This is a genomic window from Lentilactobacillus sunkii DSM 19904 (genome assembly GCF_001435575.1).
Taxonomy (GTDB): Bacteria; Bacillota; Bacilli; order Lactobacillales; family Lactobacillaceae; genus Lentilactobacillus; species Lentilactobacillus sunkii.
Map to the genome: position 1 here is coordinate 1 of NZ_AZEA01000020.1, position 26,216 is coordinate 26,216.

At 38.7% G+C, this 26,216-nt stretch carries 19 protein-coding genes; 13 read left to right on the forward strand and 6 right to left on the reverse strand.

The features are described from left to right. Positions 1 to 41: 41 nt before the first annotated feature. From FD17_RS10010 to FD17_RS10020, 3 genes are all read right to left on the reverse strand, one after another. Positions 42 to 1,268, reverse strand: coding sequence for a DNA cytosine methyltransferase (locus FD17_RS10010; RefSeq protein ID WP_057826053.1), 1,227 nt, complete (start codon positions 1,266 to 1,268; stop codon positions 42 to 44). 198 nt (positions 1,269 to 1,466) lie between these two features. Next, a complete protein-coding gene (locus FD17_RS10015) occupies positions 1,467 to 4,604 on the reverse strand; it encodes an AAA family ATPase (protein ID WP_057826054.1) in 3,138 nt (1,045 codons plus the stop codon). Further along, positions 4,604 to 5,746, reverse strand: coding sequence for an exonuclease SbcCD subunit D (locus FD17_RS10020; protein ID WP_057826055.1), 1,143 nt, complete (start codon positions 5,744 to 5,746; stop codon positions 4,604 to 4,606). Before FD17_RS10020 ends, FD17_RS10015 begins: the two co-directional genes overlap by 1 nt. Before the next feature lie 345 nt (positions 5,747 to 6,091). Here FD17_RS10020 and FD17_RS10025 point away from each other — a divergent pair, with 345 nt between their 5' ends. The 6 genes from FD17_RS10025 (at position 6,092) to FD17_RS10055 (ending at position 12,840) form a co-directional block, all read left to right on the forward strand. Beyond that, positions 6,092 to 6,457: a hypothetical protein gene (locus FD17_RS10025; RefSeq protein WP_057826056.1), complete on the forward strand. Its 366-nt coding sequence runs from the start codon at positions 6,092 to 6,094 to the stop codon at positions 6,455 to 6,457. Between the two features lie 27 nt (positions 6,458 to 6,484). Next, on the forward strand, positions 6,485 to 7,330 hold the full coding sequence (locus FD17_RS10030; protein ID WP_156653620.1) for a hypothetical protein: 846 nt from the start codon (positions 6,485 to 6,487) through the stop codon (positions 7,328 to 7,330). A 100-nt stretch (positions 7,331 to 7,430) separates the two neighbouring features. Further along, complete coding sequence (locus FD17_RS10035; protein WP_057826058.1) at positions 7,431 to 9,182, forward strand: DUF262 domain-containing protein; 1,752 nt, start codon at positions 7,431 to 7,433, stop codon at positions 9,180 to 9,182. A 416-nt stretch (positions 9,183 to 9,598) separates the two neighbouring features. After that, positions 9,599 to 9,910, forward strand: coding sequence for a nucleotide pyrophosphohydrolase (locus tag FD17_RS10045; protein ID WP_057826060.1), 312 nt, complete (start codon positions 9,599 to 9,601; stop codon positions 9,908 to 9,910). A gap of 18 nt (positions 9,911 to 9,928) precedes the next feature. After that, positions 9,929 to 11,677 (forward strand): DUF2075 domain-containing protein, encoded by a 1,749-nt coding sequence (locus FD17_RS10050; protein WP_057826082.1) that lies wholly within the window; start codon positions 9,929 to 9,931, stop codon positions 11,675 to 11,677. A gap of 491 nt (positions 11,678 to 12,168) precedes the next feature. Beyond that, the gene (locus tag FD17_RS10055) at positions 12,169 to 12,840 is read left to right on the forward strand and encodes a hypothetical protein (RefSeq protein ID WP_057826061.1); all 672 of its coding nucleotides are present in this window, start codon (positions 12,169 to 12,171) and stop codon (positions 12,838 to 12,840) included. Here the strand turns inward: FD17_RS10055 and FD17_RS10060 are convergent. After that, on the reverse strand, positions 12,827 to 13,630 hold the full coding sequence (locus tag FD17_RS10060; RefSeq protein ID WP_057826062.1) for a hypothetical protein: 804 nt from the start codon (positions 13,628 to 13,630) through the stop codon (positions 12,827 to 12,829). The two genes, FD17_RS10055 and FD17_RS10060, sit on opposite strands and share 14 nt — an antisense overlap. Positions 13,631 to 13,900: 270 nt before the next feature. Here FD17_RS10060 and FD17_RS10065 point away from each other — a divergent pair, with 270 nt between their 5' ends. The 7 genes from FD17_RS10065 to FD17_RS10095 all read left to right on the forward strand — a co-directional run bounded on the left by FD17_RS10065 (position 13,901) and on the right by FD17_RS10095 (position 23,879). Further along, positions 13,901 to 15,676: a phosphatase PAP2 family protein gene (locus FD17_RS10065; protein ID WP_057826063.1), complete on the forward strand. Its 1,776-nt coding sequence runs from the start codon at positions 13,901 to 13,903 to the stop codon at positions 15,674 to 15,676. 346 nt (positions 15,677 to 16,022) lie between these two features. Continuing rightward, positions 16,023 to 17,174 carry an ArgE/DapE family deacylase gene (locus FD17_RS10070; RefSeq protein WP_057826064.1) on the forward strand — a complete coding sequence of 384 codons (1,152 nt, stop codon included), beginning with the start codon at positions 16,023 to 16,025 and terminating at the stop codon, positions 17,172 to 17,174. Positions 17,175 to 17,187: 13 nt separating this feature from the next. Continuing rightward, positions 17,188 to 18,705: a YfcC family protein gene (locus tag FD17_RS10075; protein ID WP_057826065.1), complete on the forward strand. Its 1,518-nt coding sequence runs from the start codon at positions 17,188 to 17,190 to the stop codon at positions 18,703 to 18,705. A 215-nt stretch (positions 18,706 to 18,920) separates the two neighbouring features. After that, entirely contained in the window at positions 18,921 to 19,811 is an 891-nt protein-coding gene (locus FD17_RS10080) for a hypothetical protein (protein WP_057826066.1), read from the forward strand. A 124-nt stretch (positions 19,812 to 19,935) separates the two neighbouring features. Beyond that, positions 19,936 to 20,685 carry an SDR family NAD(P)-dependent oxidoreductase gene (locus FD17_RS10085; RefSeq protein WP_057826067.1) on the forward strand — a complete coding sequence of 250 codons (750 nt, stop codon included), beginning with the start codon at positions 19,936 to 19,938 and terminating at the stop codon, positions 20,683 to 20,685. A gap of 253 nt (positions 20,686 to 20,938) precedes the next feature. Further along, positions 20,939 to 22,858 carry an AAA family ATPase gene (locus FD17_RS10090; RefSeq protein ID WP_162256781.1) on the forward strand — a complete coding sequence of 640 codons (1,920 nt, stop codon included), beginning with the start codon at positions 20,939 to 20,941 and terminating at the stop codon, positions 22,856 to 22,858. Next, positions 22,848 to 23,879, forward strand: a complete 1,032-nt coding sequence (locus FD17_RS10095; protein WP_057826069.1) for a 5-methylcytosine restriction system specificity protein McrC — start codon at positions 22,848 to 22,850, stop codon at positions 23,877 to 23,879. The genes FD17_RS10090 and FD17_RS10095 overlap by 11 nt, the downstream gene beginning before the upstream one ends. A gap of 293 nt (positions 23,880 to 24,172) precedes the next feature. On the opposite strand, the gene FD17_RS10100 is transcribed toward FD17_RS10095, so the two are convergent. Both FD17_RS10100 and FD17_RS10105 read right to left on the reverse strand, forming a co-directional pair. Continuing rightward, positions 24,173 to 24,475, reverse strand: a complete 303-nt coding sequence (locus FD17_RS10100; protein WP_057826070.1) for a zinc ribbon domain-containing protein — start codon at positions 24,473 to 24,475, stop codon at positions 24,173 to 24,175. Positions 24,476 to 24,742: 267 nt separating this feature from the next. Further along, the gene (locus FD17_RS10105; protein ID WP_420864823.1) at positions 24,743 to 26,119 is read right to left on the reverse strand and encodes an ABC transporter substrate-binding protein; all 1,377 of its coding nucleotides are present in this window, start codon (positions 26,117 to 26,119) and stop codon (positions 24,743 to 24,745) included. Positions 26,120 to 26,216: the final 97 nt, after the last annotated feature.

Here is a 26,216-nt window from a genome sequence, read left to right on the forward strand (position 1 = left end):
CGTTAACTGGGACTTTTGTCCCAGCCCCATTGTACAATATGTTATCCAACTTTAGTAAAGAACTTATGATCTCCACCCTTTTTGATGGCTTGGAAAAACATGTCATTATCAAATAACGGAACAACTGGGAAGTTACGATCACGCTGATCAGTTTTTTCTTCAACAAACTTTTTGAGTTCGTTATCGGAAGAGAAAAATCCAATCGGATATGACGTCCCTTCCATGCGTCCTTTCATGCATGTATAAATAAGTGCAGTTTTATCTTTTGTATTTGGAAGCTTGCTGTCTTGTGGCTGCAGTTCAATTGCTTTAGCGATATTTGTTGCGATTCTTTTGATGACAGGAATGACAACTGAATTGCCAGCTTCCTTGTATAATGCACTGTTTGACAGAGATTCTGGAAGCTTATACTTGCTGGGGTAGCCTTGTGCGTTAAATGTCTCACGGGGCGTTAGCTTTCGAATTTGACCGTCAAATGTTTTGATAAGAGGTACGTTGTGTCCACCGGTTCCCATATTAGCAGTTAGCGTAGGAATTACATGGCTTTTATTTTCGCGGACATATTGTCGTCTCCATTGATAAATTGTGTCTGAGGAGGTGACGTACTTTGCTAATTCATCATAAAACGGCTGTTTATTTTTTCTATAATAATATTTCTCGTCAACTTTTGCAGAGAAATCAATAACCTTTGTAAGCGAGGTAGTTAGAGGTATCTTGCTGGGGAACTCAAATGCATCGAAGGCCTGTTTGTTTTTGAATCCAACTACATAAATTCTTTCCCGGTTCTGTGGAATGTTCCCGTAATCTTTTGCGTTCAATACCTTCCACTTAATGTAGTAACCAGCGTGAACTAAAAATTCGCGAATAACTTTAAAAGTATTTCCGTGATCGTGTGTGACTAAATTCTTAACATTCTCAAGGAAAACAACCTTTGGCTGCTTAGCCTTTATCACTTTTAATGCTTCGAAAAAAAGATCGCCACGCTCATCATCTAGTCCTCGCCTGTATCCAGCAACACTAAAAGGTTGGCAAGGGAATCCCGCAAGTACAGTGTCTATGTTTGAATTACCAAGAACACCAGTGTTTGGATCAACGTCGTGTATGTCTCGTCGATCCAATATTGAATCGCCAAAGTTTTTGGCGAAAGTCTCTTGTGCATTCTTGTCAAATTCATTCGCATAGACAGTTTGAAAGCATCCTACTTGTGAGAACCCAATATCGATTCCGCCGACACCGGCGAAAAGAGATGCTACGTTCATCTTATCCATGTTTATGCCACTCCATCCTTTAAAATTCATACGAATAAACGTTCGTATCAAGTATTAATTATACGGCAACGTTTAAAAAAATGCAGCCCAAAAGATCTTTCTTTTTTGTTACTTTGTATCAATAAATACTAAAAAGAATTACAAATAAGACAAAGAAGATAATAATTGGTATTCCAAGTACAAAAGTTAATTCTTGAACTATATTGTTTCCAACACCTTCGTATGACTCTTCCCCTGCCCAACAGCCTTAACTCTCAACTGACAAGGAATACTCTGCTGAAGCATCTGCACATGACTAATAATCCCAATAGTCCGGTCATTACTCTCAATGCTTTCCAATGCCGCCATCGCGGTCGAGAGTGAATCCTGATCCAAGGTTCCAAATCCTTCATCGACAAACAAGGTGTCGATGCTAATGCCACCAGCTTCATTTTGAATGACTTCTCCAAGGGCTAATGCCAAGCTCAAGGCAACGATGAAGCTTTCGCCACCGGATAAAGTATGGACGTTTCGATCTTCGCCCACATCACCATCAAATACATCAATTTCCAATCCGGTATTCTTCTGATATGAGCCGGATTCTCTGTGGAGCTTAAGAAGATATCTGCCTGAACTTAACTTCTTCAGATGCTGGTTAGCTACTTGAAGGATTTCTGCCAATTCGGCTCTTAATACATAGCGCTCCAGGCTCAGCTTGTTTGCACCTTTACCGTTAATTGCATCAACAAGTTGTTGCAGTTGAGTGATTTCCTCTTCTTGAGTCTTCACCTTTTTATAGTATTTTTCGATATTCTCCAAAGTCTTTTGGTTGAGGGTAAACTGTTCGTGTTGGCGATTATATGCGCCTCGTGAATCCTCAACTTTTCCGGCCAAAGCATCCACAAGCACTTTTTCTTTCTCCAAATCCACTCGTTGCTTGTCGCCGATTTCCTTTTTAAAGTGATCGATGTCATATCCAACTTGTTTAACTGAATCATTGTAATCATTAATTTGATGTTGGATGTGTTCAATACCATCGAGATTTTGCAGTAAAATTTCAAACTGCTTCCAATCTTCTTGGCCAAACTTTTCTTGGACTGCTTTGGTGATCGCATCTTGCAGGTCACTAAGTGATTGCTTAGACTTATCCAGTTCAACTAACAGACTTTGCTGCCTTCCCTGCAGTGAACCGATATGAGTCTTGACCTTGCCCAAATCATCATTATTTTGCTTAACGTTCTTTTCATAAGCATCATTTGAGTTTTTCAGCTCGGCCAAATGATTATCAAGAGACTTAAGGTCATTAAATTCTGAAGGCAAGTTATGTTCCAACTCAGTTAAAGCACCTTGTTGCGATGACATGTCGCTGGTAAATTTTCTCAGGGACTGCTGTAATTCTTCGCGTTGTTTTGTTAGGCTCGATAACTTTGTGTTTGCAGCATCCTTTTTGTTCTTCTGAGATTTAAGATGGTCAATCTGATCGTTTATGCTGTTGATTGTTTCGTTGGTTTCATTTTGTATATCGTTCAGTTGCTTTGCGACTTCATCAATTTCAGTTGAAACATCCTGAATTTGAAGTTCTGCTTCAACATTGGTGACCATTTCCTTAACTCGCTGATGATAACTTTTACTTTGTTCATCCAGCTGATTCTGGCTTGTTTCTACCTGTGACTTATAGGCAGATTCTGCCGTTATCGCTTCGTTCAGTCGAGTATTGGCAGCCTTTAAGTCAGCGTCACTCACATTTTGTTCAGGTGACAAATGAGCCGGTGCAGGATGATCGGTTCCGCCACAGACAGGGCAGGGAGTTCCGGGCTTTAGTTGCTCAACCAGCTTACTAATTTCGTTTTGAATCCGGATATTGTTGAGGTTATCTGCTTCTTCTTGACGCTTATTTCTTGTCGCTGATGCATCCGCCAGTGAAGTTTTATCTCGGACGATTAGTGATTCTAATCGCTTATTCTTTTCTCTCAAAGTGGTTAAGTCAGTTATCTTTTCTTCAAAATTACTCAACGTGTGCGACTTTTGCTTTGCACTTAACAGATCATCATTTAAATTGGATTGCCCATTGAGTTCCTTTTCCAAAGCATCAATTTCAGTGGCCATTTTTTTCGACTGATTTTTATTATCAACGACCTGTTGTGTTAATTCAGTGACCTTTTTAGTGGATGTCGCAACTTTCTGTTTCAATTGATCCCGTTTCTTAAATGAATCACGTTGTTTTGCGAGAACGGCCATTTCATTGGTAATTTTATCTTGTTGTTCTTTTTGTCCTTCAAGGTCCTCGTGAATCTGCTCTAAATCTTTTTGCTTGGACGAAGCGTCAGACAGCTGACTTTTGACTGTCTCAATCTCATCTTGATACTGATGGACATCCGTTTGGCCTTTTTGAAATTGATCATGCTTTGGCTTTAAATCTTTGGCCCATGATAAGTCGTCAAATTGTTTTTGCAGCGCATCGAATTGTGGCTTGCTGGCCTGTAATGTTGTTTGCTGTTTCTTCGCATCTTCCAATGAGTCGATTTGTTTGTTGGTTTCTTGGTGAGAAATAAGTTCGTTGTTCTTTGCTTTATATTCTTTACTGAGTTGTTTTAGCTTGGCGTCAAGCTGTTCCAAAGTTTTCTTGGAGTTGGCCTGCTGTTGATTAAGTGCGCCCAGCTGGGTTTCAGTATTTTGATCTGAAATATCTTCCGGTGCGTCAATCCAGGTGATGGTTGCCAAACTGTGCTTGATTGACTCTTGCCAACCCGTGGAATTACGGGCTTTTGTCTTTAGCTCCTCGTTTAACACGTCACCCCAGTTGCGGTAAAGACTGGTGTGGAAAATGTTACGGAGGAGTTTTTCCTTTTGGTCACTGCTGGCAGATAGAAACTCTTGAAAATCGCCTTGGGGCAGCAAGACAATTTGGACAAATTGTTTTCGATTGAGTTGAAGGATATCATCAATTTTTGTGCCAATCTGGACCAACTTGGTAATTTCTTCAATTTTTTCGCCATCTTTAAAGATGTCCAGCTTGCCAGTGGCTCCATATTCCTTTTGGCCGGTGCCTCGCTTCTTGTTTAATACCTGAACAGGCTCACGAGAAATTTGATAAGTAGTTCCCTGGTGCTCAAACGTCAGATCAACTTTAGTTGGTGAATCAAAATCCGCAAAATCGGAGCGCAATAAGGCAGGATTACGATCGTCAGTGATCCCCTGGCCATAGAGTGCAAATGTGATTGCATCAAAAATGGTCGTCTTACCGCTACCCGTATTTCCGGAAATTAAAAATACTGATGACCTGTTCAATTCAGTAAAATCAATTGTTTCATTCTCATATGGGCCAAAATTTTCCATGTGCAATTTTAATGGTTTCACTAGTTTTTACCTCCAGCGTTAGGTTTGTTGGCTTCTTTCAATGCGTTGGCAGCCCACTTTTCTTGTTGAGGAGTCAAAGTATCGTTGGCCACTTTTTCGTAGAATTCTTCTAGCAGGTCCATGGGATCTTTTTGACGAATCTCTTTGCCATTTTCACCGTCATAATCCGATGCACCAGCCAGGCCATTTTCCCAGGTTAACGAAATAATGTTGGGATAAATATTGCGGAGTCTGGCCATGGCGTTAGGGATGAGTTTCGTATCAGTTAAAGTAATGCCAAAATAATTATCCAGATTTTGCTTGTCATAAAAAGTTTCGTCAGTGAGGGTGTCAAAACTATCAGTCAGTATTTGGACGTCTCTAATGGGTGTAATTGGCTTAAAAGTCATATTAAAGGGATCGGTGTCAATTATATAAACACCCTTTTTCTGATTCGCTTCTGATAATGAAAATTTAACGGGTGATCCACTATACCGTGCGCGTTCAGCGTGGAGAGCATCCTTCCCATGCAAATGGCCAAGGGCAACATAGTCGAAATCCTTAAGCAGTGAGACCGGAACCGATGCCAGTCCACCAACCGTCAGCTTGATTTCCGAATCAGTAGTGGCACTGCCATCCGCAAAGAAATGGGCCACAAGGATGTGCTTTTTGTTTGGATCAAAAAGAGTTTTCATTTTCTCTGATATGAGTTTGAATGCCTGATCCAATTGTTTGATGGAATCGTCATTGAAATATTGTTGGGCAGCAAACAATTCAAAATAAGGTAGTAAAAAGATTTGGGTATCGGGAAGCTCCACCGGGGTGAATGCTTCTTCGAGTTGAGTATGTAAGTAGAAGTGAGATTGTTTGAACCACTTTGTCCCAGTTGATAGGCGAGTGGCACTGTCATGATTACCAGAAATTGCGTAGATCGGGAGTTTGTCTTTGAGATTCAGCCTTTCAATCATTGAGTTCAAAACACCAACTGAATCCTCGGCCGGCATACTTCGGTCATATAAGTCACCGGCAATAATGATGCCGTCAACTTTTTCATCCAGAGCTATTTTTTCGATCTGGTCAAAGGCATTTTCTTGTTCTTCGGTTAAATCAAATCCGTGGAGTCGACGGCCAATATGCCAGTCGGCAGTGTGTAATAGGCGCATGAGTGTGGGTCCTTTCTTTGGTGGATTCTGTTGTTATTGATAGTATACATTTAATCAATATCAAACGGCGTTTGTAATATGATCAAATTTGGATTTACCGGTTTAGCAACCGACTGGATTCGATGATGGGAGGACGGTTTTTATATTAAAATCAAATAACAATATAGTTATTCAAATTAATTTGGCGTATTATTATATTATGTCAACGATTGCAGCCCGGCAGCTTACTTTTTGTAGGCAAATGTTACTGGTATTTGCAGTCAGATGAGTCAATTGTTTATTACAATTCTTGTTATGATGAATTTACGGCATACATAGAAAATTACTTGTGGGAGTGGTTGGGTTATGAAGTTTAAGAAAACGTTGTTGTTTGTTGCTTCATTGGTTATGTTTGGGACTATCGCAGGTCCTTCAGTAACTGCCAATGCTAAAAAGATTGTTGGGATGCCAAGATCGTTTCGGCATGTTTGGTATCGTGGTCACGAGAGGATGAAGATTACAAAGTATCACGTCTATTGGGGATCGAGAAGTCGCTGGTACAAATACAGCAGGGTTACATTTAAGTATGTATTTCTTACAGGGCATCGTGCTCTACCCGATATTCCAAATGGTGTCGGGGTTGAACCTTACACATTGTCTCACGGGCATATGTATTATGGTTTGCCACAGTCTAAAGGTGGAGACGGCACGTTCTACAGATACCACCGATAATCCGGCTCTGAGGGGAGTCTACAATAAGTGGAAACGAAGCTAAGAGACAACAGTTTGATAAAAGCACTGATGTTCAGCCTTATCACGTTAATAGGCATGGTGGCGTTCGCTAAAAGCTCATCGGCATATGCCCCTGTTACGCCAGTTATTGACGATCAGTTACATATTTTAACTGCGCAACAAAAGCAACAAATTATGAATGAAAATGAAAAGTTGGCTCATAAGCCTTATCACCAACAGCTGTGGTTTATCTCTACCAACAAAACACCTAGCGACTTCGATCCAGTTAACAGTCCTTTGGATTTGGAAACATTAGGGGAATCCAAATTTAGTTTGCTTAGTTTAGAGCAAGCTACAGTTGATTTCGTTGAAGACTTTACCAAGCAGTATACTAATTTGAATGAAAACTCACAGGATCCGGGTGAAGAACAAGCTGCTTGGCATGTTGCCGATTATGTCACTATTATTTTAGTTGCACCGCACTTTAAGTATAAAGTGATGCCATTGATATCAGATGATGCCCAAGATCATATCAGCGACGTTCGGGATTATATCATGACTCATCAGCTTAACTTCAAAGATTACAGCCAGGCGAATGTCATGGACACGGTGAACTTTGTCAGTTCATTTTTGAATACCAAAGCTACAAATAAAAAAGACAATGGTGGTATTACCGAAGGCAACCTTTGGACCATCGGAATTGGATTAGTTATATTGTTTAGCATTATTCACTACATCCGTCATCGCCACGATTCCAAGGGGCCTTCCCATGTTGATCCGGAAATGGATGACGCTTCAGCCAGGTATGATAATGGCTGGCTGGACGGTGTTTATTTTGGGGAGAATAGTGGGGATGATTCGTTTAAGAATTGAAGACGTTACAATTAGCAATCTAAATTTACGGAATGCCGTTACCAGAAGTTTTTCCGCGTAATTAAAGAAGGGAAATTATTAAAAATTTTGGAGGGTAATCATGTCATCATTTGTAGAAATACCACAACCATCAAGATTCAGAATGGGTGAATTGTTTAAAGATAATAACTTCACTGTTCCTATGTATCAAAGAAATTATGATTGGGAAAGCGACCAGATTGTTGATTTTTGGGATGATTTAGTTGATCTTGTTGAAGGAAATCGAAATAGTCATTTCTTTGGTCAAATCGTGACATTTAAGAACGAAGATGGACGTCAGGAAATTATTGATGGTCAACAAAGATTAACAACCAGCCCTATCTTCATGGCTGTTATTAAAGATATCGCGACTAAAATGTATCAAGATAACTTTGCTAAAGATATATCTTTGTCTGACCTTGATCGTGGCGATAAACTTCGAGACATCAGAAATGCCGTTAAAAAGCTGATTCGCGGTGATCATGAAGGAGACCAAGCCTCTCTAGTTGTTGAACAACGTTCTGCAAATAATGGTGAGTTAGAGGATTACTTTTATGCGCTAACACACAAGGCAAGTGAAGCCTTAAATGAAACAAGTAAGGTTGCTCCAATTAAGAAAATGCGTTCAACATATACCACAATTCACAAATGGATTGAGAATGATTTGAAGCTTAAGAAAACACTGGGCGAGAGAATTGATCGTCTAGATAATATTTTCAATTCATTTTACGACAAGTTTTATATTGTGATGATTTCAGCACCAAGTCGAATTGATGCTTTTACAATATTTGAAACTCTAAACAGTCGTGGAAAAGATCTTGAAGTTTCAGATATTATTAAGAATCACTTGATGTCGTTATTAAATAGTGACATGGATTCCGCTAATACCCAGTGGCAAAGAATTGCGTCTGCTTTTAATGGGGATAGTCACAAGATTTCAAGGTTCATTCGAACGTATTGGGCTGCAAGCCATAAAGTAATTCAAGAGTCCAAGTTATATCGTGCCATTAGTCAGCAAATTACGAATAGTAATGATGCAACAGTATTTTTAAAAGACTTAGATGCACTAGTGGAGATATATACTGTTTTAGATTCTCCAGTTTCTCCAAAGAGTCATTATGAATTCTTTAAAAACAAATTTATCACGCAACATCTTGATATTTTAAATAGAATGCATGTTATGTTGTATTATCCAATCGTGATGGCAATGTATTATCGTGGTTATCATGAAGATGACATTCTTAAAGCTGTAAATAAAATTTTATCAGTATTTGTTCGCCACCGTACAATTAATAACGAAGGAACCAATGTTTTGGAATCTGGTTTTTCTGAAGTCGCTCAACATATTTGGAATGTGGACTTGAACGGCATTGACGATATTATCAATGAACTTAACGATAAGTTACTTAAGAGTGATGATTCAATCAAAGCAAACTTTTCGGCGCTTTCTAAGGAAGGCGGCTTGAAAGGTCCTAAGAAGTGGACACTTGTCTATCTTCTCTCTGAAATATATTCATATTTGTATGATGATTTTGCTGATAACAATTTATACACCAAAGTCTTTGATCAAGACAATTACAAATTGGTTCACATTAGTTCTGACGATTCACTAGGAGATTATAAAGATTATATTGGCAACTGGACTATCCTAGAGAAGAGATTAGCTACGTCTGCTGAAGAAGATAGTAGTAAATTGGTAGACGCGTTAAATCAATCTGAACTTAAAGCCAATAACGAATTATTCAAGTCAGTAGAGTTTGGTGGCTGGGACCCTGATCAAATAAGAGAACGACAAACTGACTTCGCTCAGAATGTTGTTAATCAGATTTGGTGATATTCCCGTTCAAGAATTGTCGGAGTTGTATGAGTATCAGAACTACGAAAGTAATCCTGATGCTTTTTTACTATGCAAAAAGCCAGAAGTGTTAAAGCGTGTGGGAAATGACCATTATGATAATATTAAGAGGGTAAGGTTAGTGAATTTTGCCGGAGTGACACGTATTGAGATATTCCATACTGTTAAACGGGTACAACGAATGTATTGAACACAATCCATTTGATAATATCAACAGTCTATATACGTCTTTCCAATCGAACTGATTAGTTATCATACTCTAATAATTTGAACCTGCGGCTAGTGACCATTTGCATGCTTTGTGGTCATCATAGATTAGCTAATTCTGTCCCGAATAATGTGATATTATTAAGCAAAATAACGAAAATCGAATGATCATACTGGAGGCTTCAATTGTGCAATACAACCAACTAATTAAAGAACTAACTGACTTCCGTAACAGCCGTGGCTGGAACCAATACCACACGTTACCTGCTTTAGCCCGTGCTGTAGGTATCGAATCCGGGGAGCTAAATGAATTGTTCTTATGGGACATGGAAAATGATCAGAAGTTCTCCGAGAAACAAAAACATGACATGGAACTTGAACTCGCCGACATATTAACATATTGCTATTATATGTGTGACAAGTTAGGTGTTCAGCCTAATGACATTGTTCAAGAGAAACTGGACATAAATAAGAAAAGGCATTGGAAGTTTGATGAATGAGTTTGAAAGGTGTTTGCCATGAGTGATATTGGGTATCCCGTAATTGAACAAATCAAGTATGATCCTCAAGCCACTGGTAAACTTGAAGATGCCATAGACGGCGATAAGCTGAAACGCAAGCTTCTAATGGACTATCCAACGGTGTACGTCATTTACTCACCAATTAAGTCCGGTGGATATAAAGTTTACGTTGGAGAAACCAATGATATTGAGCGCAGAACTGAGCAGCATTTGAACGAGGATCCCAAAGTTAGGGATGATTGGCGTGAGCTTTCGAAATCAAAAGATGCTCAGATGTTTGTGATAGGGCATGACCATTTCAATAAGTCGTTGACGCTTGATATTGAAAACCAAATGATGCTTTTTATGCTCGGTGTCCCCAGTGTGAAGAGGCTGAATAATCGCCGTGAAAATGAGCAAAATGAATACTATACATCAAACGAAAAAGACAAGATCTTTTCCAGAATTTGGCGTAAGCTCCGCGGATTTGATAGAGACTTATTCCCCGTTGAAAGTATTATTCGGGATTCTGCGATTTTTAAGGCATCGCCATTTCACAACTTAACAACTGAACAGAAGAATGCCAAGGATATTATTATTGATCGGGTAATCGATGCATTACTTTCGAAGAAAAAGGGTCAATTAATTTTGGTTGAAGGGGAAGCCGGTTCTGGGAAAACGGTTCTTTTAAGTACGATCTTTTATCTAATCAGTACTTTAAAAGATGACGGTAGTCCGCTGCGCCAAGGATTTGATCACTTGAAGAACTATGTTTTGGTTAACCACGATGAACAGCTAAAAGTATACGAAGATATCATCGATAAGTTGAATTTGAACTACAAAAATGATGATGTTGTTAGCAAACCGACTCATTTTATTAACTCGCATGATGAAAGTGATCCTGCCGATGTTGTATTAGTTGATGAAGCTCACTTGCTGTGGACTCAAGGTAAACAAGCATATCGAGGCCAGAATCAGCTTGATGATATTTTAAAACGCGCTAGGATTACTGTTGCAGTTTTTGACCGGAATCAAATTTTGAAAACTGAGGAATATTTGGAGCCCCAGCAAATTCAAAATATGGAAGAAAAGGCCATGAAGCAGAACAATCTGATTATGTTGAGTAACCAGCTGCGAATTGATGCCAACAAGGAAACAATTGAATGGATTAGAGACATTACCGATAAAAAAATAATCAAAAAAATCCCCAAAGACAGTAAATATGATTTGAGGATATTTGACGATGCGAAGGAAATGTATGAAGCGATCCGACATAAGGCATTGGGAGATCAAAAGGCTGGGCTATCCAGAATCCTGGCTACCTTTGATTGGAAATACAACAGCAAAAGAAAACCTGACAATGGCGATTATTGGATGGTGACAGCCGGAGATCTGTCGTTGCCATGGAACCTCCAACTTAAGCCAAAAGGTGGACGTTCATTGAACAGGCTGGCTTGGGCAGAGCAGGAACAAACGATTGATGAAGTTGGCTCAACATATACCATTCAAGGATTTGACTTGAATTATTGTGGTGTCATTATTGGGCCGTCTGTTAAGTATCGAAATGGACATGTTGTATTTGATGCAGACGCAAGTGAGAATACTAATGCCATTCGAAATCGAACTCTCCAAGATGGGCAGAAACGGAAAGTCGCCAGTCAGCTGCTTCCTAATGAACTGAATGTTTTGCTTACTCGTGGGGTTAATGGGCTTTATATTTATGCGGTAGATGAGGAATTAAGAGAAGCCTTGTTAAGATTAGAATGATAGAAAGAAAAAACAGAGAGCGTTACAGTCTTAGCCTGATAAATTATCAGGTGTGTGAATTCGTTATATCAAAACATTTACATTATTTCGGTAATTTGGCTCCCAAGAAAAGCACCTTGATGAGCTTGTTTTGTTTAACTATCCTAAATCTGATAGAAAATTTGTAATTGGTCACTACTCCCTTCAAAGATTATTATTAAATTATTTACCAAAGGTTAAATCGCAAGATCCATTGGGGTGATATTGAAATCGATTAGATACATGAGTTGTTGGTAAAGGCCATTTTATAAGTACCCAGAACAAATTTGTCATATCCGAAAAGTGAATGATTCAAGATTCCAACAATTTCATTAGATAAACATTAATAACTGATGCAATGAAGTGGATTACAGTTGTTGAGGTAAGAAATATATTATTAAAGAGAAGTTATTGTTTTGGTGAAGGAAATTATTGGAGTGGGTTTGGTTAACAATCTGAGGAGGCTAAAAGTTGTGAAATCATTAAGCATATACAATGTGAACAAGTTTGAATTTGTTGAGTCGGTGAGCTTACCAGATTCATCTGGAAGTATAGCTCCTGTTGGGAAATCATTAACAATCAATAGAGACACAGTATTACCATTTACTTGTACTTATAATATTATTATTAATGAGGATATACTTGCAAAGGACATGAAGAATGGAACTTATATTCCAACCGAATCATATAAGAAATCTAATACTTTTTCGGGTTTCTTTGATGAAACTAGGAATCTACTACTTCTGATGGCGCCAGCAGCCGTTTCTAAGAACTTTATCAAAGAACTAGAAAATAATTATCCTAATAAAATCGATAAATTGAGCACATATACATTTGACTTCCATAATATTCACAGTTTTGAAAGAGGAGCTAGAGGAATATATTTTAATGTTGATGATGATACCGATATAGATACAAAACATTTTTTTGGAAATGGGGTTCAAGAAAACGTCGAGGTTCAAGATGCAATTGATAATGATAAAGCGACTTATTTGATGGCTAAAATTGACGTGGACAATAAAGAACGTACAATAGGATTCTCTAGGAAAGGAACCCTGGTTATATACAGCAAGCCTAATGATGACTCCGATCAAGGATATTTACAGCTTGCTTTAGATACGTTATTGGCACTTAGCCAACAGTAGAAATAGCCACATAATTTTTTAAAACTTTGATGATTTTACTTTGATTGTCACTTGTAACTATCAACTGATGCTTAGTGATTTCTACTTTTAAGTTTTTTTCCTCTTTGATAGTTAAATACCAGTTCAACTCATTATCCTTATCGAAGTGGTGTAAGCATATTTTGTAAAAAGGGTTATATTTAGCCATAATTATCTTTACTTTCAAGGCTTCTTTTAAACCAGAAGCCATATCGTTTTCGGAAGCTGGAATAATTTGATTAGTAACAACTTTTTGAAGATAACTAAGTATTCCGTCAAATAAATTAATTTGATTTTTGGAATCTCTATAGGATGTATTTGATGAAAACGAAAGATGAAATGTGTCATACCCATTGGCCGGTTCCATCTGTAATCTTATTTTACTGTACAGTCCCTTAATATTTACTTCGAAATCGGCGCTGTTTTCTTGGATACGACTTACATCAAAGCTGAATCCTTCGTTCTCAATGAGTTTCATTTTAAAATCTAATGCAATTTTTTTAAAATCAGAGTTGTCTTTCAAAAAAAATTCATGTGAACCCTTCCAAGAAACTGTGTCTCCAAATATTTCAGCACAAATTTTGTGCCATACTACGAATAGCCAATTCCAGTGGTTGTACTCGTAAATAATTAGTGCGGCTGACAATGAAAAGACGGTGATTATCTTATTTTCATTAATTTTGGCGTCTCCCATTGCTGCTAACACGATTAGAAATAAGTAACTAGCCAATATTAAGAGGTTCAAAATTATTTTTTTTATTTTCATATTCATGGAATGCCATTCCTTTCTCTCAAATGGAAATTCATTGTAATTATATCAAATAAGCTTAGTTTCTACTAAAAATTATCAACTATAAATACTTCGCAATTTAGTCACTTACTGTTAAAAAATCCAATACTTACCCTGTCTTTTAAGAATATCGATTAATTACCTTTTTACCCAACCTTTACCCCAAATCAACAATAAATTTACCCTCCCAATGTATCCTAAGCATGTAGGAATCTCGCATTCCGCACGCCACATACATTGGGAGGGTATTTTATGTTTACAAAACATTCGCTATTGATGAAGCTGATGGTTGGCTCTTTCACCGTTATTTTGTCTGGTTCGGCATTGCTGGCGAACCAAAAATCCGCGCAGGCAAAGGCACATTCGTCTGCCAAAGTTGAAAAATTGCTTGCACCTCATAAGGCCAGTTACGGCTACTACGTTGATCAATATCTCTTAAATCGCAAAGAAAACGATACGCCGGATACCAATCCATCCACGGCGCTATTTAACAATACTTTTGCTAAATTCTATAAGGGAGATGGCACTAAGTTAAATCCCAAAATTCTTCAAGAAAATATTGACAAATCAATCAAGATTTCTGAAAATGTGACACCGGCTGAAGAACTTCGGTCATACATTACCGATCGGCAGGACAGTCCCTACGATGTGATTCGTGGACTGGGACCTTACGCTGAAGCCTTCATTGAGAATTCGAACGCCAAGACTTTGTTCTACAATTTACCGACCAGCGAATTGCCGGCTGACACCAAGGACGATCCGGGTTCTGGCATCACTTGGGCGGACGACAGCTCCAAGCTGGGATCGATGGTTAATCTCGTGGACACAACGGCGCTTTGGTACTACTCATCATCAGGGAACGCCAAGCAGTTTTACAAATACATTCGGCCGTTCCGGCAGGATCCTCGGGTGCAGGTTAATCCATATTTGAAAGCAGCCTTTGATGCGACACCACAAAACGATTATGATTTCCCAAGCGGTCACACAACCCAAGCCTGGGAGACCGGCCTATCGATGGCCTACGCCTTCCCAGAACGTTTCCAACAACTGGTTACCCGATCATCTGAAGTCGGCTATGATCGAATCCTGGTGGGCCGACACTCGCCTCTGGCTGTTATGGGCGGCCGAATTTTAGGGACGGCGGTGGCTGCGTCGGTTTTGAATAATTCGCAGAATAAAGATATTGCCAATAAGGCTTATCAGAATGCGCAAAGTGTCCTGCTGCATTCCAAGGTCACCAAATCAAAAGACGACTATAGTAGTTACCAAACTAATTTGAAGAACTTTGAATACCGGATGACATACGGCTACAAGCCAATCTCTTCCACCAAGGAAAAGATGCGCGTGCCAAAGGGTGCCGAAGTGCTCATCCAAACCCGTTTCCCGTATTTGAACGCTACTCAACGACGAGAAGTTCTGTACACAACTGGATTCAAATCAGGCTACCCAATGGGCCAGGATACCGAAGGATGGGGCCGGTTGGATTTGTTTAAAGCCGGTGCCGGATTTGGCAGCTTGCTAGGCAACACAACGGTTAACATGAATTCGAAACGAGGGGGATTCAATGCTAGTGATACTTGGCGCAATAATATTTCTGGTAGTGGTGCGCTGATTAAGAAAGGAACTGGAAACTTGACCTTAGAGGGCGCCAACACATATCAAGGTGGCACTTTCATCGAGGGTGGTACGATTGTTGCTGCTAATAAGGATGCGCTTGGTTCCGGGAGTTTTAAATTGAGTGATGGGACTTTGAGGTTGGCTGCCAAGACGGTTAATGTTAAGGGCAGTTATGCTCAAGGCAAGCATGGAACAATCCGAGTCAATGGCGATAGTCGGATCAATGTTAAAGGTTCTGGTCGGCTTGGCGGCAAGCTGGTGATTAATTTGAAGTCAAAACCTGCCAAGAAGCATATCTTATTCAAGTTTGGCTCACGACATGGTAAGTTTGCCCACGTTAAGGTTTCTGGTGGGTATAAGGGTTGGCATGTGGCTTATACGAACAATCGTGTTGAGTTAGTTAAGTCATGACCATAAAGTCACAAGAGTTCGAAAGCTTTGTAGATAGATGGATTGAAATCATCTGATGCAAAGCTTTTTCTGTTCAGACATCTATTGGAAGCTCAATATTTTTTTGGAATTATTTTTTGTTAGAGAACAGTGACTGTTTTATAATGATTTCAATGAATTTAATCCACAAATTGTACATGTAATTTGAATAATTACATAAACAAGTTTGACCATATATACATTGATAAATCAACATTGTAATCGCTTACATTCGATGATAAAGTATTGTTATATGATAAATCGTAATTGGTTTATTTCTTTATATGTGATTAATATCACAAAAATATTTTTAGGAGATGTTCTTTTTATGGATAAGAAGAAACAAATTGATATTCTTTCGAATCTGATTTCTATTCAGTCGGTTAATGACAATGAAGCTAGAGTAGCGGATTACATTTCCTCACTGTTTGAGCCATACAAGAATAAGGGGGTCAAAATTGAGCGAGTTACTTATGCTCCTAAGAGAGACAATCTTGTGGTAACTATTGGAGAGGGGAAACGGATTCTTGGCTTCTCAGGCCACGAAGATGTAGTGGATGCTGGCGATCTGGAATCGTGGGGAAGCGACCCATTTGTGGCAACTGTTCGTGACGGGAAGTTGTATGGGCGTGGTGCAACTGACATGAAGAGTGGGTTAGCTGCTGTCATTATTGCGATGCTTGATATGCTTGAGGATGATTCAGTACCAAGAAAAATCAAATTATTTGCGACTGTGGGTGAAGAAACCGGAGAATACGGTGCTGCACAACTTGCTCACGAAGGATACGCCGATGGTCTTGATGGTCTAATCATTTCTGAACCAGGTAATGCAATGAGCGAGGTTGGTTTCACTTCAAAGGGAGTTATTGATTACATCATAACTTCAATAGGTAAAGGTGCGCACAGTTCTCAACCTGAGAGAGGTATCAATGCAATTGATCACTTAATTGATTTCGCTAATAAAGTTAAGCCTTTGATGGCAACGTTTGATAAGGTTGATCCAGTGTTAGGCAAACTCACTCATGTCCAAAGCATATTTAATGGTGGCGAGCAAATCAATAGTGTTCCAGCAAAAGCTATCATGAAAGGTAATATTCGGACAATTCCTGAATACCCAAACCAAGTTATATTTGATGCTCTAGGGGACTTGGTGGATAAGCTAAACAGGAAGTCTGGATATAATTTAACAATTGAATATAGTTTTCCGGAAGAAGCAATGCCTGGTGATGAAAACTCTGATTTCATTAAACTGATCAAGAAAGTCCATGATGAAATGTTTGAAAAGCCACTAATTGCGAATGGTCAAACTGGTGCAAGTGATGGCTCCGAATTTTTACATGCTAAGGGGGATTTCAGCATTGCACTTCTTGGACCTGGAAATAACACATCCCATCAAAGTAACGAATATGTTGAAGTGGATGTTTATCATAAGTCAGTGGAATTCTATAAGCAGTTAGCTAAAGAATTCTTTGATCAATAAGGAGGGGACTCAAATGAACAATTCGGATCCAATTAAAAAGCAACGTTTCAAAATGCCTTCTGCTTTTACAATTCTTTTTGGGATTATTGTTTTTATTGCTGTAATGACCTGGATAATTCCTGCTGGGACCTACAAGACTACGGCTGATGGAACATTGATTAGCGGCACCTATCATACAGTTGCGAGTCATACTCAAGGATTGTGGGATGTGCTCATGGCACCCATCATTGGGATGATTGGTAACAAAGCAACGACCGGTGCAATTGAAATATCGATTTTTATTCTGGTTATTGGTGGGTTCTTGGGAGTTGTCAATAAAACAGGAGCATTAGACGATGGAATTCGTGCCATTGTTCACCGCTATACGGGACATGAAAAACGTTTAATCATTATCTTGATGATTCTATTTTCTGCGGGTGGATCTACTTATGGCATGGGTGAAGAAACAATGGCATTTTTCCCATTACTTATACCCATTATGATGGGGGTTGGATACGACTCTTTGGTTGCTGTTGGAATTATTTTGTTGAGTACACGTGTTGGTGATCTTGCATCAACTGTTAATCCATTTGCTACCGGGGTTGCGTCAGGAATCATTAAAATTTCGCCGGGAGTTGGATTATTCTCACGAGTAATTTTGTTGGTTATTGTAACTGCAATGGCCATTTGGTTTGTAATCCATTATGCAGAAAAGGTGAAGAAAGATCCAACTAAATCGCTAGTTTATAATCAACGACAAGATGACATGAAACGATTCTCAGTTGCTGACAGAACGAGTGCACCTCAACCATTAACAAAAGCTCAAAAACACGTACTATGGGTATTTTGCTTAACGTTTGTAATCATGATTGTTGGCTTGATTCCCTGGACGAGCATTAATAAAAGCTGGACATTTTTTGATACATTTAATGGTTGGATAACTAGTAATGCATTTTTGGGGACGGTTCTAGGAAAAGATATTGTCCCTCTTGGAAACTGGTATTTTAATGAGATCACATTACTATTCCTGCTGATGTCCATTATCATCATGTTTGTTAGCCATATGAAAGAAGCGGAGTTTATTAGTGCTTTTATGAATGGGATGGCTGACTTACTAAACGTTGCAATCATTGTTGCTGTTGCACGTGGAATTCAGGCTGTTATGAATAGTGGGATGATCACTGGAACGATACTTCATTGGGGTGAGAATGGCTTAAGTGGATTGCCAAAACTAATTTTTGCAATATTAGCATTTGCGTTTTTCTGTGTACTTTCTCTATTGATCCCATCAAGTTCGGGATTAGCAGCAGCCACAATGGGAATTATGGGATCTTTGGCTGCATTTTCTCACGTTGATGGTAGTGTTATGGTTTCTGCGTTCCAAGCTGCTTCTGGGCTAATCACAGCTATTACACCAACTTCGGCAATTTTAATGGGAGCTCTTGCACTTTCACATGTTAGCTTGGCTGTTTGGTGGAGATGGACATCTAAGCTTATTGTTTCTTTATTTGTTGTTACTTGTGGATTCTTGGCAATTGTTGCGGTAATGTGAGACAAATTACCGTTATTAATCGGTGTTATAAGTTTTGTATTTATGAACTAATTAAATACAATTAAAATGAGTCGCTATTGTCGAATTGATTTGAAAGATAACGGCTTATTTTACGTATATTAACAATATAGCTTAAAGAATGGTTATCCGATATAATCAAAGGAACATATTCACATTATCAGCCTGGTATTGTGATCAAACTACAGGAGGACGATATGAATTTATTGGATTTATTTAGGATGTTTAAGAAAAGCAGGAGTTCAAAGCCATCTGTGGAGACGGTAGATTCGAAAACGATTAAACCAACTCCTCTTGAAGCTTCAAATCGGGAAAAGCTGAAGAGATTATATAAAAATAAAGGTTTCAAAACGATTCCACAGCTTCCCAGCGAGCAGGAAGCCGAAAGAATTGTGGTGACATATCGAAACTTTCCTGCATCATTAGTTCCTAAAGAGTACATGGATCCAATTGAGCTTGATGGAAACTCGTTGTTGCGGGGAGATATAGTAGCATTATGGTGGACAACAAGTCGAAAAAACATTTCTAATCCGCCACAATATTTTTTATATGAATATGGGGTGGATTATTACGGCTCTCTTTCTAAGCTAAAGTCATTAGGATTGTTGACTTCTGATGACAAGCTGACAGAATCAGGTGAAACGGTGGTTCAGAAATCCAAAAAGATCATTTGGCAGCATAAAGCGGCCAAAACTATTAAATCGGATGGTACAGTGAAGTATTCGTCTAGTCGTGGGGTTAGCGGCAAGTTATTGGTTGTCAATAAAGCTAAGTATCCTAAAACTCCAAGAAAAGATTATTTAGAAAGTTATTTTGTAAAATCTAATCAAAGAATTCAATACTTATGGGAAAGTAAGCAGTACGAACTATGTGAGAAAGAAGCATTGGAACAGGTTGATCTGGGCAATAAATTTCCAGCAGTATACAGCATCCTTGCAATGCTATATCGAAAGCAAAAACGATATCAGGATGAACTGGATATTTTGAAAAAAGGTGTTGAAGCTCAAATCAGCATTCAAAACCCAGGAGTCGCTATCCGAGATTTTCGCAAAAGGATTATTCGAGTAGAAGAACTCATTAATAAATAAGCCGAACTGATTTCAAGTATAAGACGCCTTACATCGCGAGTGTAATCGCTTTCAATAAACTACCTAAATGCTATACTTTTGTTGGTAATAGAAAGCAGACAGTTATATTCGGAGGTGAATAATAATGGCACAATTAGATGGCAAAGTAGCAATTATTACTGGTGGCGCTGCTGGAATTGGTTTGGAAACAACCAAACTGTTTCTCAAGGAAGGCGCAAAAGTTGTCTTCACTGATGTGAATACAGACAGCGGTAAAAAAGTCGAAGAAGACTTGGATAATGACAATGCCCTGTTTATTCAACAAGATGTCAGCAATGAAGACGATTGGAAGGATGTTGTAAAGCAAACTGTTGATAAATTCGGCACCATCGATATCCTGTTCAACAATGCCGGTATTTATATCATCGGCAAGATTCCAGATATTACTGTAGAGACCTGGAACAAGCTGATGAACATTAATGTTTTAGGCACATTCTTAGGTTTGAAGCATGTTTTGCCAGTTATGGCTGAAAAGCATCATGGGTCAGTGATTAACGCATCATCAATTGCCGGAATTGCCGGATCTGCTGGCCACATTCTGTATGGTGCCAGCAAAGGTGCCGTAAGAACCATGACCAAGGATGCAGCAGCTGAATATGCTCGAGCAAATGTTCGGGTGAACTCAATTCATCCAGGTTACATTAAAACCGCAATGGCCGACTATGCATCGGCTTCACTAGGCGTTCCAGAAAATCAGCTGGGTAAGATATTCCCATTAGGCCGTTTAGGTGAAACCAGCGAAGTTGCTCAAGCTGTATTGTTCTTGGCTTCGGATGCTTCTTCGTTTATTACCGGAGTTGAGTTGCCGATTGATGGTGGATTCTTGGCACAGTAAGGCTATCTTTATTCAGAAATATGTTGAGTAAGAAGGTGATCAATAGATCGCCTTTTTTGTTTGGAAGGATTCTTCGGAATTTGTGTTTGACAATAAGCTCAATTGTCCTTGACCATAATCCATTTACTTTTTAAATGATATAATTTGAATAGGAAACGAGGGATGAATTATGGAGCAAAAATATACTTGGCAGCCGATCTTAAAAGAACTGAGTCACAAAATTCTTGATTATCGGAATCGTCAAGATGAACTGTTGGATATTGGTTCAAAGGCACTTCAAAATGTTGGTATGAATGATTTTTCGCAGTTACAGTTGATTGATCCATTTACTTTTTTCGGTGCGTTTATGCGCAGTGGAACTACGGAAAATAGACTGCATATTTTAAGAGATATTAAGGATGCGATGGGGTTACAATCTGATATGCCAACGAATTTTGATGGTTTACCATCCTTGAACCCTATGCAGGCCTGGTTCTGTTATCCTGGAAGTTTGGTAGATGATATAGACAATTTTTGGAATCTCTTTGAAGATGCACTTACTACTGATTTGTCTATCGAGGACAACTTGAATCGGTTTGATAAGGAGTTTCGTACTGCTCATCGTCTTAGGAGCAGCAAGAATAGAATTTCTTTCGGCTTATTTTGGATTCGTCCCGATAAATTTTTCAGCTTGGATAATAATTCTATCGAATATTTATTTGAATTTTTGGACAGAGATTCATATGCAAAAATTAGCGATCAGATAAAGAGCTTAAAACACAATGGGTCAGGTAGAGAGTATTTAACTTTTTGTGAAAATATGATTTCGATACTGAATCAATCCAATCTTGACCTGCTTGGGTATAGTGACCAGGCATTTGCTGATCGAAATTCGGTACGTTATTACTGGTTGAATAGTAATCCAACTATATGGGATGTCTCCAGCAAGCCGGAGAACAGCGCACAAGATTATACTAAAAAGAACGAAGAGGGGAATCCGAGAAGAATGGCATCTGCTTTTAATGCGATTAAGGAAGGTGACCAACTTATTGGATACTTGTCCTCTCCTCAAATGAAAGTCACAACATTACTAAGTTGTATTCCTTCAAGTGATGATACCAGAGTTATGTTTAGAGTTGATAAGCAATTGTCCAATCCGGTAACTTCCGATCGGTTAAAAAATGATGGGATTGTAAATTCTTTCTATACTGGCGTGAAGCAAGGAAGCCTCTTTCGAATACGTAAGGCTGAATATGATGAGATCATAAAGTTGAGCAAGACTAGTGGAAATGAGGATATAGACACCGCTACTGATTTTAAACCCTATACAAGGGATGATTTTCTAAAGGAAGTATTGTTGTCTGGGAATGAATTAAATCAGCTTGAAAGGCTTTTAAATCGGAAAAAGAATTTAATTCTCCAAGGACCCCCAGGCGTCGGCAAATCATTTATTGCCAAACGACTGGCAAAAGTGATGCTTAACGACAAAGAAAATCCCGCGGATCATATTAAAATGGTGCAATTTCATCAGAGTTATGGCTATTCGAACTTGATGCTTGGTTACGTTCCTGATGCCCAAGGATTTAAGCTTCAATATGGTGTGTTTTATCATCTTGTTCAACAAGCAATTAAAAATCCAGACGAAAACTATTTCTTTTTAATTGATGAAATTAATCGTGGGAATGTTTCAAAGATCTTTGGCGAACTGCTCATGCTGATTGAAGCTGATAAGCGGAGCCCCGAAAATTCTGTGACGTTAATGGATGGTTCTTCGTTCTATATTCCCGAAAATATTTATCTCATTGGCACAATGAATACAGCTGATCGGGGTTTGACCCGAATGGATTATGCACTGAGACGACGGTTTAGCTTCTATACAATTTCACCAGCATTTTACAGCCCTAAGTTCGAGCAAATTTTGTCTGAAGATTCAGAAGCTGCGGCTCACCAATTGGTCTCTGGCCTTCGACAACTCAATTCAGATATTGATAAGGATGAAACCTTGGGTAAAGATTTCGAAATTGGACACAGTTACGTAATGCATAATGGCAAAATTGCCACCTTACCGTATTTACAGGATTCGGTTGTATATGACATCATTCCACAGTTGGAAGAATACTGGCAGGATGAACCAGACAAAGCCGAGAAATATGCGGCTGACCTTAAAGAAGAAGTTGGTTTAAATGAAAGATAGAAACATTCGCATTCAAAATATCTTTTATATGCTGGCATTCGTGTATGATAAGTTAAATTACTCAGGATTCAAAAAGCTTGGAACCGAAGACTTTGAGGATGGTTACGATTTACTCGGAAAACTATTTTTGCATGCTTGCAAACTTCAGTTGATTCGAGGATTTCCTCATGATTATCGTGAGTATACTGAAGAAACATCATACCCCCATGGTCAGATTCAAATGACGGAGTCAATTACTCAAGGAACGTTAATCAATAAGCGGGTGATTGTTCAAGATGATTCGTTTTCAGCCAATATTCCTCAAAATCAACTGATTAAGATGGTTTTAGCTGGCATTGCTCGCAGTAAAAAGTTTCCACATGATCAGCGTCTTTTGGCGGAAAAAATGTGGAGAAACTTTTGGCCAGTTCGAGATGTTAGACAAACTGGATATCCAAGAATTAAGCGGTATTTGCACAGAATGGGAATGGATGGATCGTTATTGGTTTTGCTGTCTGAAATACTTATTGAGGGAAAGATTTTTGCAACTGACGATGCAAATTACAAGGCAGTTGATTTGGAAGATCAATTGATGAGCAGATTATATGAAAAATTCCTTTTGAAGTATTATCAGCAACGCTTTACAGGCTATAATGTCCGATCGGCGTATATTACTTGGGATAAAGTAGAAAAAGACACACCAGAATTACCAGTCATGCATTCTGATGTCCGAATCTGTGGCCAGAATAAGACGGTTATCTTAGATGCCAAGTATTATCAACACTCGCTTCAAACTCATTTTGATGTTGAAAAGTTTCATTCAAACAATATGTATCAGATAATCACTTACGTTATGAATGAAAGTAAGACTGGTGACAACGAGGATGTTGAGGGGATCTTGTTATACGCCAAGTCGAGTATTGGTGGAAATCCAGATGGAGAAATCAACGTTCTTGGTCATCGGTTCCAAGTTAAGACTTTGGATCTTAATGTTAAATGGTCGCAGCTTACAGAACAGTTAGATCGATTGATTGTATTTTAGTCATTACCCATAGAAATCCCTGTCGAAGGGTTATGAGTAGATGGCACCGCATGAATTGGGAAAATCTAATTCATGCGGTGCCATTTTATATCTCAAAATTTGTGGGATTGCATTCTTATTGTGCAGGGAAATTAATCGTGCAAGGATGATCCCTGGTTGTTTTAAAATGATGCTTTTTTGAACTCTACTTCCTAATGTGAATCCATTCATCTAGGAAGTTGTTGGTACAATTTGTAAATATGAATTTTTACCCATTATTAAAAAACAACTGATACATTTAAGTACCAGTTCTCCTATTGTCTTAATTGCTCACCACAGCGGGGACAATATCTATCACCTGACTCAACAAGTTTTCCGCATTTTGGGCAATAGTTAAGATTACTAGTGACAAGTTTTGCTGGATTAGACTGACTTTGAGTGTTGTTAGTTGCGCTTGAACTAGAATCATCAGGAAAATTCATTCCTGACTTAATCAAGTGGCCAACAAAGAGCCACAGTGGGTAAAAAAACAAGCCATCAAAAAAGGATAGATGTAATACAAAACCCACAGTTAACCCGGACCAAAATACTATTCTATCAAACAGTTTATTAGTCAACTAAATTCCCCCAATTGGTCAAATCATTAATGGTTTAATTATAATCCAATCGTGGGCTCATGAGAGGCAATCTTTGAATTTTAAGGTCAACAGTTGGTTATCCTCATCGATAGTTCAAAAGTGGGGCTAAATAAAAATACTTGGATTTTTCAATTCGGTGAAAGAATTTGGAATAGTTCACTTGTACCTTGAAAAGAATCCTCTAATTGTCTTGTTTGTATATGTCTTCATTGATCTTATAAACAGAACGCACCAAATTGTCGGGTGTTACTGCACCTTCTTAAAATTATTATTTGCTTTGTTAATACGTCGCAAATTGGCGTTCATCTGGTTGTTAACTGAACTCAATGTACTACCAATATTACCACCTTCATAAGTTTGTCCCATCGCGGTTTGCTCAAGCTGTCTGGTATATTGCATTCCTTCCATCAACAAACCAGAGTTGGCATTATTTGGCTTGACTGTTGAAAGTTGTTCAAATGGCACTTGAGCCTCAGGATGCTTGGCATATAGGCCTTTTAAAGTTTTAGTATTTTCAGCGTTTTTGTTGATGGCCATATAACCGGTTGCTTTTTGCCATTTGGCTTGCTCTTCTGGTTTAAGAGCGTATTTCATGAATTCAAAGGCACCATTTTGAACGTTTTCTGACTTGTCCTTTCCAATCCAAAGAGAAGCACCCCCGATGCTGACACCATTTCTTTTGACGCCATCTGGATGAGGAAAATAAGAAATTCCCAATTTAAGCTTGGGATTGGCAGTTAACTGACTAATGTAGGCAGATGTATTAAAGAAGATTCCGACTTTGCCTGACATAAAACCGGCAATTTCGTTTGCTGCGGCATTTGATCCGGAACCATAATTCATGAAATCTTTGGCGTGGATGTTGTCCTGCAGCCACCTAAGATATTTTTGAGAGGCTGGATTGTTCAAATTGATTTTGTCTGGGGCCCCAGCGTGACCATCTTGATGGTTAACCAATAATTGATGGGCATTGGCGAGTGCTTCTTCCATTAGCCAACCATTAATTTCCATGGTCATTCCCTTGACCTGATGATGTGAACGGTGGTAAAGCTCTTTAGCAGTCTTAGTGATTTCGCTGTAACTTGGTGACTTTGATGGGGTTGGAATATGGTACTTTTTTAGCAAGCTGGCATTATAGTACATAACCGGCTGTGAGATGTTGAAAGGCATTGATAACTGTTTACCATTGTTTGAGAAAAAAGCCTTTGCAGCGGGAGCAATCGGACTCATATCATAGTGTTCTTTGGTAATAAACTTTTGGACAGGTGTTGCATACTGGGTATGCATTATCTGAGCGGTAGAGATATCAAAAGATTGAAATAGTGCTGGTGAAGATTTCGAACCATGAGTTTGAATAATTTTTTGGACTGCTTCATCATAAGTTCCCTCGTATTGAGGAACGACCTCGTACTTTTTCTGAGAATTGTTAAAATCAGCGACCATTTGATCCAAAGCCACTTCGGCAGGGCCACCCATTTCATGCCAAAAAATAATCTTAGTTCGTCCAGATGCGGCAGCTGTTTGCTTATAAGCAGAAGAAACAACTGCAGCACTGAAACAAAGGAACACAGCTAACCCCAGACTGATCCAGTGATTCCTGATAAACTTCACAATATTACCCAACAAATATACCTCCCTTAGTTAATTACGAATTGCCAGATTAATTATCGAATATCCTTGTAAATTTGATCTTTAAATCCTGTAAAGATATGGTAAATAA